At 65.6% G+C, this 14,527-nt stretch carries 20 protein-coding genes; 10 read left to right on the top strand and 10 right to left on the bottom strand.

From position 1 onward, the window contains the following. Nucleotides 1–4 precede the first annotated feature (4 nt). Nucleotides 5–859 carry an RNA polymerase sigma factor RpoH gene (gene rpoH / locus B4M43_RS09825; RefSeq protein WP_296266521.1) on the top strand — a complete coding sequence of 285 codons (855 nt, stop codon included), beginning with the start codon at nucleotides 5–7 and terminating at the stop codon, nucleotides 857–859. An 85-nt stretch (nucleotides 860–944) separates the two neighbouring features. Here the strand turns inward: rpoH and mtgA are convergent, their stop codons facing one another. Next, nucleotides 945–1,655, bottom strand: a complete 711-nt coding sequence (gene mtgA / locus B4M43_RS09820) for a monofunctional biosynthetic peptidoglycan transglycosylase (RefSeq protein WP_296266520.1) — start codon at nucleotides 1,653–1,655, stop codon at nucleotides 945–947. Between the two features lie 64 nt (nucleotides 1,656–1,719). Here mtgA and B4M43_RS09815 point away from each other — a divergent pair, with 64 nt between their 5' ends. The 4 genes from B4M43_RS09815 (at nucleotide 1,720) to trmB (ending at nucleotide 3,974) form a co-directional block, all read left to right on the top strand. After that, nucleotides 1,720–2,091, top strand: coding sequence for a DUF423 domain-containing protein (locus B4M43_RS09815; RefSeq protein ID WP_296266519.1), 372 nt, complete (start codon nucleotides 1,720–1,722; stop codon nucleotides 2,089–2,091). A 102-nt stretch (nucleotides 2,092–2,193) separates the two neighbouring features. Then, entirely contained in the window at nucleotides 2,194–2,394 is a 201-nt protein-coding gene (gene thiS, locus B4M43_RS09810) for a sulfur carrier protein ThiS (RefSeq protein ID WP_296266518.1), read from the top strand. Between the two features lie 53 nt (nucleotides 2,395–2,447). Further along, the gene (locus B4M43_RS09805; protein ID WP_296266517.1) at nucleotides 2,448–3,242 is read left to right on the top strand and encodes a thiazole synthase; all 795 of its coding nucleotides are present in this window, start codon (nucleotides 2,448–2,450) and stop codon (nucleotides 3,240–3,242) included. A gap of 9 nt (nucleotides 3,243–3,251) precedes the next feature. Continuing rightward, nucleotides 3,252–3,974 carry a tRNA (guanosine(46)-N7)-methyltransferase TrmB gene (gene trmB / locus B4M43_RS09800; RefSeq protein ID WP_296266515.1) on the top strand — a complete coding sequence of 241 codons (723 nt, stop codon included), beginning with the start codon at nucleotides 3,252–3,254 and terminating at the stop codon, nucleotides 3,972–3,974. Nucleotides 3,975–4,258: 284 nt separating this feature from the next. Here trmB and B4M43_RS09795 read toward each other — a convergent pair whose 3' ends face one another. The 9 genes from B4M43_RS09795 to B4M43_RS09755 all read right to left on the bottom strand — a co-directional run bounded on the left by B4M43_RS09795 (nucleotide 4,259) and on the right by B4M43_RS09755 (nucleotide 10,861). Further along, on the bottom strand, nucleotides 4,259–4,585 hold the full coding sequence (locus tag B4M43_RS09795) for a DUF3392 domain-containing protein (RefSeq protein WP_296266513.1): 327 nt from the start codon (nucleotides 4,583–4,585) through the stop codon (nucleotides 4,259–4,261). Nucleotides 4,586–4,594: 9 nt separating this feature from the next. Continuing rightward, entirely contained in the window at nucleotides 4,595–5,788 is a 1,194-nt protein-coding gene (hemW, locus tag B4M43_RS09790; protein ID WP_296266511.1) for a radical SAM family heme chaperone HemW, read from the bottom strand. Continuing rightward, nucleotides 5,785–6,381 (bottom strand): RdgB/HAM1 family non-canonical purine NTP pyrophosphatase, encoded by a 597-nt coding sequence (rdgB, locus tag B4M43_RS09785; RefSeq protein WP_296266509.1) that lies wholly within the window; start codon nucleotides 6,379–6,381, stop codon nucleotides 5,785–5,787. The genes hemW and rdgB overlap by 4 nt, the downstream gene beginning before the upstream one ends. Further along, complete coding sequence (locus B4M43_RS09780; RefSeq protein ID WP_296266507.1) at nucleotides 6,378–6,812, bottom strand: DUF4426 domain-containing protein; 435 nt, start codon at nucleotides 6,810–6,812, stop codon at nucleotides 6,378–6,380. Before B4M43_RS09780 ends, rdgB begins: the two co-directional genes overlap by 4 nt. A gap of 58 nt (nucleotides 6,813–6,870) precedes the next feature. Further along, the gene (metW, locus tag B4M43_RS09775; protein ID WP_296266505.1) at nucleotides 6,871–7,491 is read right to left on the bottom strand and encodes a methionine biosynthesis protein MetW; all 621 of its coding nucleotides are present in this window, start codon (nucleotides 7,489–7,491) and stop codon (nucleotides 6,871–6,873) included. Between the two features lie 7 nt (nucleotides 7,492–7,498). Then, a complete protein-coding gene (gene metX / locus B4M43_RS09770; RefSeq protein ID WP_296266503.1) occupies nucleotides 7,499–8,638 on the bottom strand; it encodes a homoserine O-succinyltransferase MetX in 1,140 nt (379 codons plus the stop codon). Between the two features lie 78 nt (nucleotides 8,639–8,716). Next, nucleotides 8,717–9,307 carry a YggT family protein gene (locus B4M43_RS09765; protein ID WP_296266501.1) on the bottom strand — a complete coding sequence of 197 codons (591 nt, stop codon included), beginning with the start codon at nucleotides 9,305–9,307 and terminating at the stop codon, nucleotides 8,717–8,719. Between the two features lie 10 nt (nucleotides 9,308–9,317). Next, the gene (gene proC, locus B4M43_RS09760; protein ID WP_296266500.1) at nucleotides 9,318–10,136 is read right to left on the bottom strand and encodes a pyrroline-5-carboxylate reductase; all 819 of its coding nucleotides are present in this window, start codon (nucleotides 10,134–10,136) and stop codon (nucleotides 9,318–9,320) included. A gap of 38 nt (nucleotides 10,137–10,174) precedes the next feature. After that, on the bottom strand, nucleotides 10,175–10,861 hold the full coding sequence (locus B4M43_RS09755; RefSeq protein WP_296266498.1) for a YggS family pyridoxal phosphate-dependent enzyme: 687 nt from the start codon (nucleotides 10,859–10,861) through the stop codon (nucleotides 10,175–10,177). A 64-nt stretch (nucleotides 10,862–10,925) separates the two neighbouring features. Here B4M43_RS09755 and B4M43_RS09750 point away from each other — a divergent pair, with 64 nt between their 5' ends. From B4M43_RS09750 to B4M43_RS09730, 5 genes are all read left to right on the top strand, one after another. After that, on the top strand, nucleotides 10,926–11,915 hold the full coding sequence (locus B4M43_RS09750) for a type IV pilus twitching motility protein PilT (protein ID WP_296266497.1): 990 nt from the start codon (nucleotides 10,926–10,928) through the stop codon (nucleotides 11,913–11,915). Nucleotides 11,916–11,968: 53 nt separating this feature from the next. Beyond that, nucleotides 11,969–12,373: a hypothetical protein gene (locus tag B4M43_RS09745; RefSeq protein WP_296266495.1), complete on the top strand. Its 405-nt coding sequence runs from the start codon at nucleotides 11,969–11,971 to the stop codon at nucleotides 12,371–12,373. Nucleotides 12,374–12,442: 69 nt separating this feature from the next. Next, nucleotides 12,443–12,778 (top strand): DUF7716 domain-containing protein, encoded by a 336-nt coding sequence (locus B4M43_RS09740; protein ID WP_296266493.1) that lies wholly within the window; start codon nucleotides 12,443–12,445, stop codon nucleotides 12,776–12,778. 229 nt (nucleotides 12,779–13,007) lie between these two features. Then, the gene (locus B4M43_RS09735) at nucleotides 13,008–13,847 is read left to right on the top strand and encodes an alpha/beta hydrolase (RefSeq protein WP_296266491.1); all 840 of its coding nucleotides are present in this window, start codon (nucleotides 13,008–13,010) and stop codon (nucleotides 13,845–13,847) included. Between the two features lie 113 nt (nucleotides 13,848–13,960). Then, the gene (locus tag B4M43_RS09730; protein WP_296266489.1) at nucleotides 13,961–14,458 is read left to right on the top strand and encodes an RNA polymerase sigma factor; all 498 of its coding nucleotides are present in this window, start codon (nucleotides 13,961–13,963) and stop codon (nucleotides 14,456–14,458) included. The last annotated feature ends 69 nt before the right edge of the window (nucleotides 14,459–14,527 follow it).

The following is a 14,527-nucleotide window of genomic DNA, read 5'->3' as shown; positions in this document are numbered from 1 at the left end:
TTGAATGACCACATCGTTGCAACCTGCGTATGCCTTGGTACCGGGTGCGAACCTGGAAGCCTATGTGCACACGGTCAACAGCATCCCGCTGCTGACGGTCGAGCAGGAGCGTGATCTGGGCGAGCGTCTCTATTACCAACAGGATGTCGAGGCCGCCCGCCAGATGGTGATGGCCCACCTGCGTTTCGTTGTCCATATCGCCCGCAGCTATGCCGGTTACGGTCTGGCCCAGGCGGATCTGATCCAGGAAGGCAACGTCGGCCTGATGAAGGCGGTCAAGCGCTTTAACCCGGAAATGGGTGTGCGCCTGGTCTCGTTCGCCGTGCACTGGATCAAAGCCGAGATCCACGAGTTCATCCTGCGCAACTGGCGCATCGTCAAGGTGGCGACCACCAAGGCGCAGCGCAAGCTGTTCTTCAACCTGCGCAGCCAGAAGAAGCGCTTGGCGTGGCTGAACAACGACGAAGTGCATCGCGTCGCCGAAAGCCTGGGCGTGGAGCCGCGCGAAGTGCGCGAAATGGAAAGCCGTCTGAGCGGCCACGACATGGCCTTCGACCCGGCCGCCGAGGCCGACGACGACAGCGCTTTCCAGTCGCCTGCGCATTACCTGGAAGACCACCGCTACGACCCGGCTCGTCAGATGGAAGACGCCGACTGGAGCGACAATGCGTCGAGCAACCTGCACCAGGCACTGAGTGGCCTGGACGACCGTAGCCGCGACATCCTCTACCAGCGTTGGCTGGCAGAAGAAAAGGCTACGCTGCACGAGCTGGCCGACAAGTACAGCGTCTCGGCCGAGCGCATTCGCCAGTTGGAGAAGAACGCGATGAACAAGGTCAAGGCTCTGATCGCCGCCTGATCCACGTTCCACGCTCGCAAAAAAGCCGCTGCCCGCAAGGGCTGCGGCTTTTTCGTGTGTGGGTATCTAGGCTTTCAAGCAATGCCTAGAAACGTTCGCCCGCTTCCAGACGCTTGAGGTACTCGTCGCCGCCCAACTGGCTCATCTGCCGGTTGATCCAGCTGGCACGGCCCGCCACATAGGCGCTGGGGCGACCGGCGCTCCAGCGGATCGGGCTGGGCAGCACCGCCGCCAGCTGGGCCGCCTGCTGGCGCGTCAAGCGGCTGGCATCGACGCCGAAGTGGTAACGCGCTGCCGCCTGGGCGCCAAACACGCCCGGCCCCCATTCGGCGCTGTTGAGGTACACCTCGAGGATGCGCTCCTTGGACCACAACAGCTCCATCCACCCGGTGAACCAAGCCTCCAGGCCCTTGCGCAGCCAGCTGCGGCCCGGCCAGAGAAACAGATTCTTGGCCACCTGCTGGGTCAGGGTACTGGCGCCACGCACGCTGCCACCGCGCTCGTTGTGGCTGATGGCGGCCTGGATGGCCGACACGTCGAAGCCCCAGTGGCTGGCGAACTTCTGGTCTTCGCCAGCGATGACCGCCACTTTCAAGTCGTCTGAGATCGCTTCCCAGGGTTGCCAGTCGCGCTGCAGGTCGATGGCCTCGCCACCGAACCACGACTGCACCTTGCGCTCGACCATCAGCGCCGTGCCCGGTGGCGGCACCCAACGAAACAGCAGCACCAGCAGGACGCTGCCGACGGCACACCACAACAGGACCCGCGCGAGGCGGCGGATGATCGATGACAACATGAGGATGGCTTGGCCCGACCGAGGGAAGCGGCCATTATACAGACCCCTTCGCAGGAGTCGTCCCATGCTTCGCAGCTTCCTCATGCTCGCCGCTTTCTTCGGCTTCACCGGTGTCGCCTTGGGCGCCTTCGCCGCCCATGGTCTGAAGAATCGCCTGAGCGCCGAGTACCTGGCCATCTTCCACACCGGGGTCACGTACCAGTTGGTGCACGCGCTGGCCTTGCTCGCGCTGGCCGTGCTCGCCGTGCATCTGCCCGGTCGCCTGGTGGGCTGGGCCGGTGGGCTGTTCGCGATGGGCATCGTGCTGTTCTCCGGCAGCCTCTACGCGCTGACCCTGAGCGGCATCGGCAAGCTGGGCATCGTCACTCCCATCGGCGGCGCGTGCTTCCTGGCCGGCTGGCTGTGCCTGGGCCTTGCGGCCTGGCGCCTGGGCTGACCGAGCGGTCGCCATTGGGCCGAATGCAGGCCATCAGGCTTGGGTAAAAACCCTGTCAGGGGCTAGAATGCGGGCCCCCAAAGCACAACGGTGGCCGTGCGCATGCGCATTCAACTGAACGGTGAACCTTACGAATTGCCCTCCGGCGAGAGCGTGGCGGCCTTGCTGGCCCGGCTCGAGCTGACCGGGCGCCGCGTCGCGGTGGAGCTGAACCAGGACATCGTGCCGCGCAGCCAGCACGATGGCACGCTGCTCGTCGAAGGCGACCAGGTCGAGGTGGTCCACGCCATCGGCGGCGGCTAGCCGCAGCCTGCGTTCCCTTCGCAAGCCCCGCAACCTTTACCCGAGGAGTCCCGATGAGCAACGTTCGCACTGACAAGCCCTTCACCCTGGCCGGCCGTACCTTCGCCTCGCGCCTGCTGGTGGGCACCGGCAAATACCGCGACCTGGACGAAACCCGCCAGGCCATCGAAGCCTCGGGCGCCGAAATCGTCACCGTTGCCGTGCGCCGCACCAACATCGGCCAGAACCCCGGCGAGCCGAACCTGCTCGACGTATTGCCGCCGGACCGCTACACCATCCTGCCGAACACCGCCGGTTGCTACGACGCGGTCGAAGCCGTGCGCACTTGCCGCCTGGCCCGTGAGCTGCTCGACGGCCACAACCTGGTCAAGCTCGAAGTGCTGGCCGACCAGAAGACCCTGTTCCCCAACGTGATCGAAACCCTCAAGGCCGCCGAAGTGCTGGTCAAGGACGGTTTCGACGTGATGGTCTACACCAGCGATGACCCGATCATCGCCCGCCAGTTGGCCGAAGCCGGCTGCATCGCCGTCATGCCGCTGGCCGGCCTGATCGGTACGGGCCTGGGCATCTGCAACCCCTACAACCTGCAGATCATCCTCGAAGAATCCAAAGTGCCCGTGCTGGTCGACGCCGGCGTGGGCACCGCCTCGGATGCCACCATCGCCATGGAAATGGGCTGCGAAGCGGTGCTGATGAACTCGGCCATCGCCCACGCGCAACAGCCGGTGATGATGGCCGAGGCCATGAAGCACGCCATCGTCGCCGGTCGCCTGGCCTACCTCGCCGGGCGCATGCCGAAAAAACTCTATGCCAGCGCCTCGTCGCCGCTGGATGGTCTGATCAAGTAAGAGCCCCTGATGACTGAATCGCAAGAAACGCCGATCCCCGCCGACGGCGAACAACGCCCGCACCGCCGCATCAAGAGTTTCGTAATGCGCGCCGGGCGCATGACCGAAGGCCAGCAACGCGGCCTCGACATCGGCGGCCCGCAGTTCGTCCTGCCGCTGGCCGATGCGCCGGTGGACTACGACCAGGTGTTCGGCCGCAGTGCGCCGCGCACCTTGGAAATCGGCTTCGGCATGGGGCACTCCTTGCTGGAGATGGCCGCCGCTGCGCCCGAGCAGGATTTCATCGGCGTCGAAGTGCACCGTCCGGGTGTGGGCGCGCTGCTCAACGGCGTGCTCACCGAAGGCCTGAAGAACCTGCGGGTCTACGACTGCGACGCCATCGAGGTGCTCAACCGCTGCGTGGCCGACAACAGCCTCGACCGCCTGATGCTGTTCTTCCCCGACCCCTGGCACAAGGCGCGCCACCACAAGCGCCGCATCGTGCAGCTGGAATTCGCCGAACTGGTGCGCAGCAAGTTGAAGCCCGGTGGGATTTTCCACATGGCCACTGACTGGCAGCCCTACGCCGAGTACATGCTCGAAGTGATGAGCGCCGCGCCCGGCTACCGCAACCAGGCGGCCGACGGTGCTTACGTGCCGCGCCCGGAAGAACGCCCGATCACCAAGTTCGAACGCCGCGGCGAGCGGCTGGGGCATGGGGTGTGGGATTTGAAGTTCGAGAAGCTGGCTTGATGTGATGGCGAGGCGGCCGATCCAAGGCCGCTTCGCGCCCCATCGCGGCTAATCGGAGCGCCGAACCGGCCGCCCCCACAAGTTCGGCTGCGACTAAAACTGCTTCTACAGCAATCGCAGTTGCGCCTGCTTCCACTGTGGGAGCGGCTTTAGCCGCGATGGCCGGCCAAGCCGGCCCATGTCCGTTACCGCGTGCTACAAATGCTGCGCGGCAGTTGTGCAAAGCGCGCTTCGCAGCCCTATAGGCATACTGGAGCGGCAGCCCAAGATCTAAAGGCCAACCCTCAACCCCGCCGATCCGCCACGATCCCCACCAACGCCAACACCACCAACAACACCGGCGCCAGCGCGTAGTTGTTGAACTGGCTCAATCCCTTCATCACCCAGGGCGTCGCATAGATCAGCGCAGCGCCGCTGCCGATCATCACCAGCAGGGCCATGGCCGGTACGCGCAAGGCGCCCGCCACGCTGCCCAGGCGCTGTTCGGCCCAGGCCTTGATGTCGGTGCCGAACAGCACCAGCAGGCAACCGACGAACGCCAGCGAAATCTCGGAGAGATTGCCGCGGCTCCAGCGGGAAACGGTCGCGAGCAGGTCAAGTACCATGTCCATGGATCAGCCTCAGGTCAGGAAGTATTGCAGCAGGTCGTTGAGGAACAGTTGGCCGCGCGCCGTGGCGGCCAGTCGATCCGGTTCGACCCGTAAAAGGCCCTTTTGTTCGGCATTGCGGCGGGCGTCGGCCAACTGCGCCAGGGGCTGTCCGGTACGGCGGGTGAACAGGTCGGCTTCCACGCCTTGGGTCAGGCGCAGGGCGTTGATCAGGAACTCGAACGGCAGCTCGTCGATGGGCAAGGCCTTTTCCCCGGCCTTGTATGGCTTTTCGGGGTTGAGGTAGTCCTTCGGCAGGCGCGTCTTCCAGGTGCGCACGATGCGCCCGTCGGCCAGCGACAGCTTGCCGTGGGCGCCGGCGCCGATGCCGATGAAGTCGCCGAAGCGCCAGTAGTTGAGGTTGTGCCGCGCCGGTTTGCCGGGCTGGGCATAGGCCGACACCTCGTACTGGGCGAAACCCTGGCTGGCGAGCAGCGCCTGGCCGGCTTCCTGGATGTCCCAGAGGATGTCGTCTTCGGGCAGCTCCGGCGGCTGGTTCCAGAACACCGTGTTGGGCTCGACAGTGAGCTGGTACCACGACAGGTGCGTCGGCCCCAGGTCGATGGCCTGGCGCAGGTCGCCCAAGGCGTCGTCCAGCGACTGCTCGGGCAGGCCATGCATGAGGTCGAGGTTGAAGTTGTCGAAGCCCGCCGCCCGCGCCATGCCGGCCGCACGCACCGCTTCGTCGCCATTGTGGATGCGCCCCAGGCGCTCGAGTTTTTCCGGCTGGAAGCTCTGCACGCCGATCGACAGGCGATTGATGCCCTGTTGCCGGTAGGCCTTGAACTTGTCCTGCTCGAAGGTGCCGGGGTTGGCCTCCAGGGTGATCTCGATGTCGGCGGCGAAGGGAATGCGCTGCTCCACGCCGCGCAGCAGGCGGCCCAAGGCGGCTGCGCTGAACAGGCTCGGCGTCCCGCCGCCGAAGAAGATCGAGCTGATCGCCCGGCCTTGTACGGCGGGCAGCTCCTGGTCGAGGTCGGCCAGCAGCGCATCGACATAGGCCGCTTCCGGTATCTCGGGCCCGGCCTGGTGCGAATTGAAGTCGCAATACGGGCATTTGCGCACGCACCACGGGATGTGGATGTACAGCGCCAGCGGCGGAGGTTCCGGCAGTGCGATGCGCGCCGCTGCGGGATAGAGCAAAGACGCGGACGGCTGCTCGGTCATGCCAGGCCCAGACGCTGACGCAGCAAGGCCATGGCGCGGGCGCGGTGGCTCAACTGGTTCTTTTCCAAGGGTGCCAGCTCGGCGCTGGAGCAGTCGCGCTCGGGCACCCAGAACAGCGGATCGTAGCCGAAGCCGTGCTCGCCACTGGCGGCGGTGAGAATGCGCCCGTGCCACAAGCCTTCGCAGAGGATCGGCAGCGGGTCGTCGGCATGGCGCACCAACGCCAGCACACAGACGAACTGCGCGCCGCGCTGCTCGGCCGGTACGTCCTTCAGCGCATCGAGCAGCTTGGCGTTGTTCGCCGCATCGCCCTGACCGTCGGCGTAGCGTGCCGAGTAGATGCCCGGCGCACCGCCGAGGAAGTCCACCGCCAGCCCGGAGTCGTCGGCCAACGCTGGCAAACCGGAAATGCGTGCCGCATTGCGCGCCTTGAGGATGGCGTTCTCGACGAACGACAGCCCGGTTTCCTCGGGTTCGACCTGGCTGAACTCGCCGATCGAGCGCAACCGCACCGATTCGCCGAGCATGGCCTGGAGTTCTTTGAGTTTGCCGGCGTTGTGGCTGGCCAATACGAGCTGCTGGAGATTCATCATTCGCCTGGGAATACGTCCTGGTTGAAGCTGAGGGAGTGGCTGACGCCGCCGGTTTCGATATCGAGGTCGAAGACCATGCGCTGCGCCTGCTCGACCTTGAACTGGGCCACGTAGGAGATCGCACCCTGGCTGCTGGTCTGGCGGAACGACAACGGGCTGCTGCGCCCGGTGAGGTCTTTCACCGTGCCGCTGACCACCGCCATGCCGGGTTTGTCGGCCTTGAGCACGGCCACGGTCAGCACACCGAGCTGCTTGCTGCGGGTCAGGCCCGTGTCGGCGGCCACCTGCGCTTGCAGCATGCTCGAAGAAAAAGCGTTGTAGAACACCGTCACGTCACCGAACGCCTGCTTGCGCTCGGGGCGGGCGGCCTCGGCGGCGAACAGGGGGGCGGTCAGGCACAGGCTGAGCAGGAATACGGCTAGACGACGCATGGGTCAGTCACTCCAGTGGGAAGCGCGCGGTGAGGGGGAAACCGCCACCGCGTCTCGATCAGACGGCGACCCGATGGGCGTCCAGGCCGGGGCCGCTGACACGGTAGATACCGATTTCCCCAAGCAGGTTAGGCCAGATCCTACCCCCCAAGCCATTGCGATGCAGCCGGTCGACCGCCAGACGGTCGATGACCTTGGCATCGCGCTCCAGGCACAGCGCCTCGAAGTCGGCGAAGGTGCAGAAGTGGATGTTGGGCGTGTTGTACCAGGTATAGGGCATGAAGTCCGACACCGGCATGCGGCCCTTGGTGGCCAGGTACCAGCGGCAGCGCCAGTGGCCGAAGTTGGGGAAGGTGATGATGCACTGGCGGCCCACGCGCAGCATCTCTTCGAGGATGCGGTCGGGGTACTCCACGGCCTGCAAGGCCTGGGTCATGACCACCACATCGAAGCTGTTGCTGGCGAAGTTGCCCAGGCCCTTGTCCAGGTCCTGCTCGATGACGTTGACGCCCTTGGCCACGCACGCGGCGATGTTGTCGGCGTCGATTTCCAGGCCGTAGCCGTGCACCTGCTTGCGGTCGCGCAGCGAGGCCAGCAGTTCGCCGTTGCCGCAGCCCAGGTCGAGCACGCGGCTGCCGGCGGGGATCCAGTCGTGGATGATTTCCAGGTCGGCTCTCATGCGGTCCTCAGATGACGATGCGGTTCATGTAGTTGGCAAACCCCTGCATGTAGCGCGGTGTGGGGATGAGGAAGGCATCGTGGCCATAGGGCGAGTCGATTTCCAGGTAGCAGACGTTCTTGCGCGCGGCCATCAGCGCATCGACCATTTCCCGCGAACGGGCCGGGGAGAAGCGCCAGTCGGTGGTGAACGACATGATGCAGAACTCGGACTTGACCCCGGCCAGGGTCGCGGCCAGGTCGCCGTGGTGGTCGGCGGCCGGGTCGAAGTAGTCCAATGCCTTGGTCATCAGCAGGTAGGTGTTGGCGTCGAAGCGGCCGGAGAACTCTTCGCCCTGGTAGCGCAGGTAGCTCTCGACCTGGAACTCGACGCTGTGGAAGTCGTAGTTGAGCTTGTCGCTCTTGAGTTCGCGGCCGAATTTCTCGCCCATCGAATCGTCCGACAGGTAGGTGATGTGGCCGACCATGCGTGCCAGCATCAGGCCGCGCTTGGGGATCACGCCTTGGTCCTGGAACGAGCCGCCATGGAATTCCGGGTCGGTGAGGATGGCCTGGCGCGCCACTTCGTTGAAGGCGATGTTCTGCGCCGACAGCTTGGGCGCCGAGGCGATGTCGACGCAGTGGCGGATGCGCTCGGGGTAGGTGATGGTCCATTGCAGCGCCTGCATGCCGCCCAGGCTGCCGCCGACCACCGCCGCCCATTGCGCGACGCCCAGGCGATCGGCCAGGCGCGCCTGGCTGTGCACCCAATCCTGCACTGTGAGCACCGGGAAATCGGCGCCGTAGGGCTTGCCGGTGAGCGGATTCAAACTGCTGGGGCCGGTGCTGCCATTGCAGCCGCCGAGGTTGTTCAGGCTGACCACGAAGAAGCGGTTGGTGTCGATCGGCTTGCCGGGGCCGATGCAGCTGTCCCACCAGCCCGGCTTGCGGTCGCTGGCGCTGTGGTAGCCCGCCGCGTGGTGATGGCCGGACAGGGCATGGCAGATCAGCACCGCGTTGCTCGCGTTGGCATTGAGCGTGCCGTAGGTTTCGTAGATCAGTTCGTACGCGGCCAGGGAGCGGCCACAGGCCAGCGGCAACGGCTCATCGAATCGGGCAACCTGCGGGGTTACCAGACCGACGGAGTCTTCGGGAAAGGCAATGGACATCGACCCTGCTCACGCGTGAATGAGGCGTAAGTCTAAAGAGCGCCACCCCCAGCGGCAAGCCGCCGGGGGCTGCGAGGGTCAGATCATGCGGAACAGTTCCTGCGGCATGCCGATCTGGGCGGCCAGCGGCGGCAGCACGAACGATTGGAGCACCTGGATCGCCAGGAAGGCGAAGATCGGCGAGATGTCCAGGCCGCCGAGGTTGGGTACGATGCGGCGGAAGGGCGCCAGTACCGGCTCGGCGATCTGGTAGGCCAGTTCGGCCGCCGGGTTGTGGCTGTTCGGCGCGATCCACGAGACGATCACCATGACGATCATCGCCACCCAGAAGATCTTCAGGAACAGCGAGGCCACGCCCAGCAGCGCCCACAGGAACAGCTGCAGGACGTTGCCGAATGTGCCGTAGGTGACCATCAGCACGAAGGCCATCAGCAGCGCCTGCAACACCACCGCCAGCAGCAGCGACGAGGTGTCGAGGCCGCCGATGCTGGGGATGATGCGGCGGATGGGCTTGAGCAGCGGCTGGGTGGCGCGCACCGCGAACTGGCTCAGCGGGTTGTAGAAGTTGGCCTTGACCAGTTGCAGCACGAAGCGCAGCAGGACGATCACCAGGTACAGGCTGACCAGGGTTTGCACCACGAAGATCGCGGCGCCGGACAGTGCATTCATCGACAGCTCCTCATTTGCCCAGTTGTTCGGCCAGTTCCGCGGAGCGCTGCGCCGCAGCCTCCAGGGCCTTGTCGACCAACGCTTGGAAACCATTGTTCTGGAAAGCGTCGATCGCCGCCGCCGTGGTGCCGCCGGGGGAGGTGACGCGACGGCGCAGCTCGGCGGCATCGTGCTCGCTGGCCGCTGCCATGTGCGCGGCGCCCAGGGCGGTTTGCAGCGTCAGTTGCGAGGCCGCTTCGCGGCTCAGGCCGAGCTTCTCGCCGGCGGCGGTCATGGCTTCGATCATCAGGAAGAAGTACGCCGGGCCGCTGCCGGACACCGCCGTCACGGCATCGATCTGCTGCTCCTGCTCCACCCACAGCACGGTGCCGACGGCCGACAGCAGGGTTTGCGCCTGATCGCGTTGTTCGGCCGACACCTCTGCCGTGGCGTACAGGCCGCTGGCGCCCTTGCGCAGCAGCGACGGCGTGTTGGGCATGCAGCGCACCACCGGCACCTCGCCCAGCCAGGCTTGCAGGCTGGCGCAGGTGATGCCGGCGGCGATGGAGACGACCAGCTGGTGCTTGCCCAGCGCCGGGGCCAGGGCTTGGCACACGGCTTTCATGACCTGTGGCTTGACCGCCAGCACGACCACGTCGGCGTCGGCCACGGCCTGGGCGTTGTCTTCGAAGACCTCGATGCCATGCTCGGCCTGGAGGCGGGTACGGGTTTCGGCACCGGGGTCGCTGGCGCGGATCTGCGCGGCGTCCAGGCCTTGGGCGCGCAGACCGCCGATGAGGCTGGCGGCCATGTTGCCGGCGCCGATGAAGGCGATACGTGTCTTGCTCATGTCAGGTCCTTGCGGGAAAGGGTGAGTGAAGCATGGATTCAGACGGGCCCATAGTCGCGGGCGCCGAACAGGGCGGTGCCGATGCGGACCCAGGTCGCTCCCTGGGCGATGGCCGCTTCCAGGTCGTGGCTCATGCCCATGGACAGCGTGTCCAGGGCCGGGTCGAGCCGTTCGAGCAGTTCGCGCAACTGGGCGAATGCCTGTTCCTGGGCGGCACGGTCTTCGGTGGGTTCGGGAATCGCCATCAGGCCGCGCAGGCGCACACCGGGCAAGGCCTTCACCGCTTCGGCCAGCGCCGGCAGCTCGTGCGGGCTGCAACCGGACTTGCTGGCTTCGCCGCTGACGTTGACCTGCAGACAGATGTTCAACGGCTCGCGGCCGGCGGGGCGTTGCTCCGACAGGCGCTGGGCGATCTTCAAGCGGTCCACGGCATGTACCCAATCGAAATGTTCCGCGATGGCGCGGGTCTTGTTCGATTGGATGGGGCCGATGAAGTGCCAGGTCAAGGGCAGGTCGGCCAATTCGGCCTGTTTGCCGAGCGCTTCCTGCAAATAGTTCTCGCCGATGTCGCAGGCGCCGGCGGCATGCAGCTCGCGGATGGCGCTGGCCGGTTTGGTCTTGCTCACCGCCAGCAGCTTCACGCTGGCAGGGTCGCGCCCGGCCGCTTGGGCGGCGTCGCGGATGCGCGCTTCGAGGGCATTCAGGTTGTCTGCTAGGGTGGACATGGTTCAACGCCGGCGGCTCGAGGGTCGACGCATTCTACCTGCTCTGTTGCCATTGGGGAGTCTCATGGACGTGACTGCACACTTGGCCGAAGCCGCCCGCGCGGGCGCCTCCGACCTGCACCTGGCGGCGGGCCAACCCCCGCTGCTGCGCATCGACGGCGAGTTGCAACGCCTCGACCTGCCCGCGCTGGGCAGCAATGATTTGTATCAAAGCATCGACCCCTGGCTCGGCGAAGCGCAGCGGCGCCAGTGGCGCGAGGGCGACGAACTCGATCTAGCGCTGGACCTGCCGGACGGACGCCGCGCTCGCCTCAACCTGTTCCGCCAGGCCCACGGCCCCGCCGCCAGCCTGCGGCTGATCGCCAGTACCATCCCCAGCCTCGATCAGCTCGATCTGCACGCGGTCTATCAGACCGTGTCCACGCTGGGCGACGGTCTGGTGATCGTCGGCGGCCCCACCGGCAGCGGCAAGTCCAGCACCCTCGCCGCACTGATCGACCAGCTCAACCGCGAACGCCCGCTGCACATCCTTACCCTCGAAGACCCTATCGAGATCGTCCACACCAGTCAGCGCAGCCTGATCAACCAGCGCGAAGTGGGCCGCCACAGCGCTGGCTTCACCCAGGCATTGCGCAGCGCCCTGCGCCAGGACCCGGACGTGATCATGCTTGGCGAGCTGCGCGACCTGGAATCGATCCGTCTGGCCCTGCGCGCCGCCGAAACCGGGCACCTGGTGCTGGCCACGGTACATACGCGCTCGGCGGTGAGCAGTATCGAACGTTTGGTGGAGGTGTTCGCGGCGGAGGAAAAGGCGCTGGTGCGCGCCATGCTGGCCGACTCGCTGCGGATGGTGGTGGCGCAGGTGCTGGTCAAGCGCAAGGGCGGTGGGCGTGTGGCGGCAAGGGAGGTGCTGATCGGTACGCCGGCGGTGCGCAATCTGATTCGCGAAGGGCGGCTTGCGCAGGTGCAGTCGGCGATGCAGATGGGGGCAGGGGTGGGGATGGTGACGATGGAGGGGGCGATGGCGCGGTTGCGCGAGCGGGGCGAGATATGAGGTGATCGTTGCCGAGGCTCGACATTCCAATCTCAGAGGAGCGGCGCAAACCGATGGCCACCACAGCGTTTCGTGCAACCACCGTGGAGCACTACGAAGAAGATGGGGTGCAGGTGCTGGCACTGGGGGACGACCCGGCAGCGCCTGAACGGTTTCTGATCATCGCCCGGCTGGACGAAGACGAGCATGCCACGGTCGACGACGGCATTGGGTTGCAAACCAGCGAGTCGGACTACGAAGCGGCCCATGCGATCAGCGCCGTTAAGCTTGTGGGAAACCGCTTGCAAGTGCAGGTGAAGGAGGCGTTTGTGGCGCACTTCGGCGCTTCGACGATCGAGGCGGACATAGCCGGCGACGCCGAGACGGTGGCGACGCACCTGGCCGTTGTCAGACAAGCGCTTGAGGTGATTTTCGAGGGCAGTGCGGTACTGCCGAGCGTCGATGGAGCGCGGGTCTGAGTGGAAAGGGGTCGACGCTTGGCGTTCGGCCATGGAAAGGTCATGCAGCGAGCGACAGGGGCGAGACACATGCTAAAGACGAACCACCGTCACACACTTGGCGAAATCATCGAGGGCGTCAAACAAGACCCGGATCTGGGCGACGATTTCTGCCTCTACGGGGAAGATCAGGACGAACTCGACCTGCACGGCGTCTACCTGATCGCCGATTACCCCGACGTGGTCGATGATCAGGAAGTGTACCCCGAGCCAGTCCAGGTGGCGGGTCTGAATTATCTGTATTCCGGGCAGCAGTTCGCCGATGTGGTCATGGTGCTGATGGCGCAAAAGCCGGCGGCTGAGCACGGCGACTATGTGCGTGCGCTGAATTTCTACATGGACAACGACACGTTTCTCGACGAGTGATGGGGTGAGCGCGCGCGGCCCACGCCTTGCGCCCTACGCTCGCAATGGGCCGCACGGCAGCCCTAAAGGCCTTTGCGTAGCTGAGAAGGTGACAGCGGCCATCGACGTGGCCACTACGCGAGCCCTTCAGAAAACTTGCCTTCCGATGCGTCTTATCAGTACCCGAGCACTCCATATCCAGCCCATGGGCATTGGGGCGTCCCTCCTGATCGGAATAGAACCTGAACCCATGATTCGCCAATTCTTCGCACTGCTAGGCACCTACCTGCTCGCCGCCACCACGCTCTGCCACGCCACCCCCGTCATCCTCGACGGCACCGAGCAATGGCAGATGCAAAGCGCCGCCGGCCGCGACTACCGCATCATGGTCAGCCTGCCCGAAGGCGAGGTGCCCTACACCGGCGGCTACCCGGTGATCTACCTGCTCGACGGCAACGCCTACTTTCCCGCCTTCCACGCCGCCAAACGCGCGCAGCCCAAATTGCGCGGCGCCATCCTAGTCGCCATCGGCTACCCGAGCGACACGCCGCTGGACTTCACCCGCCGGGCCTTCGACCTGACGCCGCCCGCGCCGCCCGAGCGCAACACCCCACCCCAGGGCGGCCAGGACCTGTTCCTCGACTTCATCGAGCAACGGCTCATGCCCAAAGTGGCCGAGCGCTTCAAGGTCGACCCCGACCAGCGCAGCCTGGTCGGGCATTCGTTCGGCGGCATGTTCGGCCTCTACACGCTGTTCACCCGGCCCACGCTGTTCCAGCACGTGGTGGCGGTGAGTCCCAGCCTGTGGTGGCGCGACCAACACCTGCTGGCGCCCGAGCGGGCCTTCACCCAACGCGCGCTCGCCGGGCAACTCGCGCTGACCCATACCAGCCTGAGCATCGTCATGGGCGAACGCGATTCGGTGCAGATGGTCGACGATGCCCGTGCCTTGTCCGTGCGTTTGCAGGCGTTGTCCGGCACGGGCCTGCGTACGGGCTTTCGTATCGAAGCCGGTGAAGACCACACTTCGGTGCCGTTTCGCATCCCGAATCAGGTGCTCGGCGAGTTGATGGGCAACCGGCGTTATTGAGCGGTTCGTCAGCCGTCGGAAGAGGGCGGCTGACCCCTCCGAACACAAGCGCAAATGATTCTCTTTTGTGATACTTTCCTGCGCCTGCTTCCCTGCCTCCCAAGGTCGCTTTCATGTCCGGCTCAGATCTCAAGGCGTTGTACCTCGCCCACCGTGGCGAGATTCAGGATTACCTGGACCGCCGCCTGCGCTGCAAGGAAACCGCCGCCGACCTGACCCAGGACACCTTCATCCGCCTGTCCGAGCAGATGACCCGCACCCCGATCGGCAACTTCCGGGCCTACCTGTTCTCCGCCGCGCGCAACCTGTTCATCGACCACACCCGGCGCCAGGCCCACCGCAAGGGCAAGCCGCTGGACGAGCCCACCGTGGCTGCCTTCGAACCGGCCACCCCGACCCTCGAACAGGCCGCCATCGCCCATCAGCAATTGGCTGCGCTGAATGCCGTGATCGAAAGCATGCCGGCTCCGTGTCGCGAAGTATTTCTGTTGGTGCGTGTGGAAGGCCTTACCTACGCCGAAATCAGCCAACGCTTGGGCATCCCCGCACAAACCGCCTACAGCCGTATGGTCCGTGCGCTGGACCTGCTCAAGAGCGGCATGCCCGAATGAGTAAGGTGTTCGCCCAAGCGGCAGGCGCACACGGCCGCCCTGCATTACACTCTGCCGCCCGAGACCACC

The sequence above is a fragment of the Pseudomonas sp. UBA6562 genome (genome assembly GCF_002434265.1).
In the GTDB taxonomy this organism is placed as follows: domain Bacteria; phylum Pseudomonadota; class Gammaproteobacteria; order Pseudomonadales; family Pseudomonadaceae; genus Aquipseudomonas.
This window is presented reverse-complemented; position numbering and strand designations above follow the sequence as displayed.

Bases quoted from the DNA above. Each gene is read 5' to 3' on its own strand.
- B4M43_RS09750 (WP_296266497.1), top strand. From the start codon at position 10,926: ATGGACGTGACTGCACACTTGGCCGAAGCCGCCCGCGCGGGCGCCTCC.
- B4M43_RS09755 (WP_296266498.1), bottom strand. From the start codon at position 10,861: ATGTCCACCCTAGCAGACAACCTGAATGCCCTCGAAGCGCGCATCCGC.
- B4M43_RS09795 (WP_296266513.1), bottom strand. From the start codon at position 4,585: ATGGACATGGTACTTGACCTGCTCGCGACCGTTTCCCGCTGGAGCCGC.
- proC (WP_296266500.1), bottom strand. From the start codon at position 10,136: ATGAGCAAGACACGTATCGCCTTCATCGGCGCCGGCAACATGGCCGCC.
- B4M43_RS09745 (WP_296266495.1), top strand. From the start codon at position 11,969: ATGGCCACCACAGCGTTTCGTGCAACCACCGTGGAGCACTACGAAGAA.
- B4M43_RS09735 (WP_296266491.1), top strand. From the start codon at position 13,008: ATGATTCGCCAATTCTTCGCACTGCTAGGCACCTACCTGCTCGCCGCC.
- B4M43_RS09765 (WP_296266501.1), bottom strand. From the start codon at position 9,307: ATGAATGCACTGTCCGGCGCCGCGATCTTCGTGGTGCAAACCCTGGTC.
- metX (WP_296266503.1), bottom strand. From the start codon at position 8,638: ATGTCCATTGCCTTTCCCGAAGACTCCGTCGGTCTGGTAACCCCGCAG.
- B4M43_RS09815 (WP_296266519.1), top strand. From the start codon at position 1,720: ATGCTTCGCAGCTTCCTCATGCTCGCCGCTTTCTTCGGCTTCACCGGT.
- rdgB (WP_296266509.1), bottom strand. From the start codon at position 6,381: ATGATGAATCTCCAGCAGCTCGTATTGGCCAGCCACAACGCCGGCAAA.
- B4M43_RS09730 (WP_296266489.1), top strand. From the start codon at position 13,961: ATGTCCGGCTCAGATCTCAAGGCGTTGTACCTCGCCCACCGTGGCGAG.
- B4M43_RS09740 (WP_296266493.1), top strand. From the start codon at position 12,443: ATGCTAAAGACGAACCACCGTCACACACTTGGCGAAATCATCGAGGGC.
- rpoH (WP_296266521.1), top strand. From the start codon at position 5: ATGACCACATCGTTGCAACCTGCGTATGCCTTGGTACCGGGTGCGAAC.
- trmB (WP_296266515.1), top strand. From the start codon at position 3,252: ATGACTGAATCGCAAGAAACGCCGATCCCCGCCGACGGCGAACAACGC.
- B4M43_RS09780 (WP_296266507.1), bottom strand. From the start codon at position 6,812: ATGCGTCGTCTAGCCGTATTCCTGCTCAGCCTGTGCCTGACCGCCCCC.
- metW (WP_296266505.1), bottom strand. From the start codon at position 7,491: ATGAGAGCCGACCTGGAAATCATCCACGACTGGATCCCCGCCGGCAGC.
- B4M43_RS09805 (WP_296266517.1), top strand. From the start codon at position 2,448: ATGAGCAACGTTCGCACTGACAAGCCCTTCACCCTGGCCGGCCGTACC.
- hemW (WP_296266511.1), bottom strand. From the start codon at position 5,788: ATGACCGAGCAGCCGTCCGCGTCTTTGCTCTATCCCGCAGCGGCGCGC.
- thiS (WP_296266518.1), top strand. From the start codon at position 2,194: ATGCGCATTCAACTGAACGGTGAACCTTACGAATTGCCCTCCGGCGAG.
- mtgA (WP_296266520.1), bottom strand. From the start codon at position 1,655: ATGTTGTCATCGATCATCCGCCGCCTCGCGCGGGTCCTGTTGTGGTGT.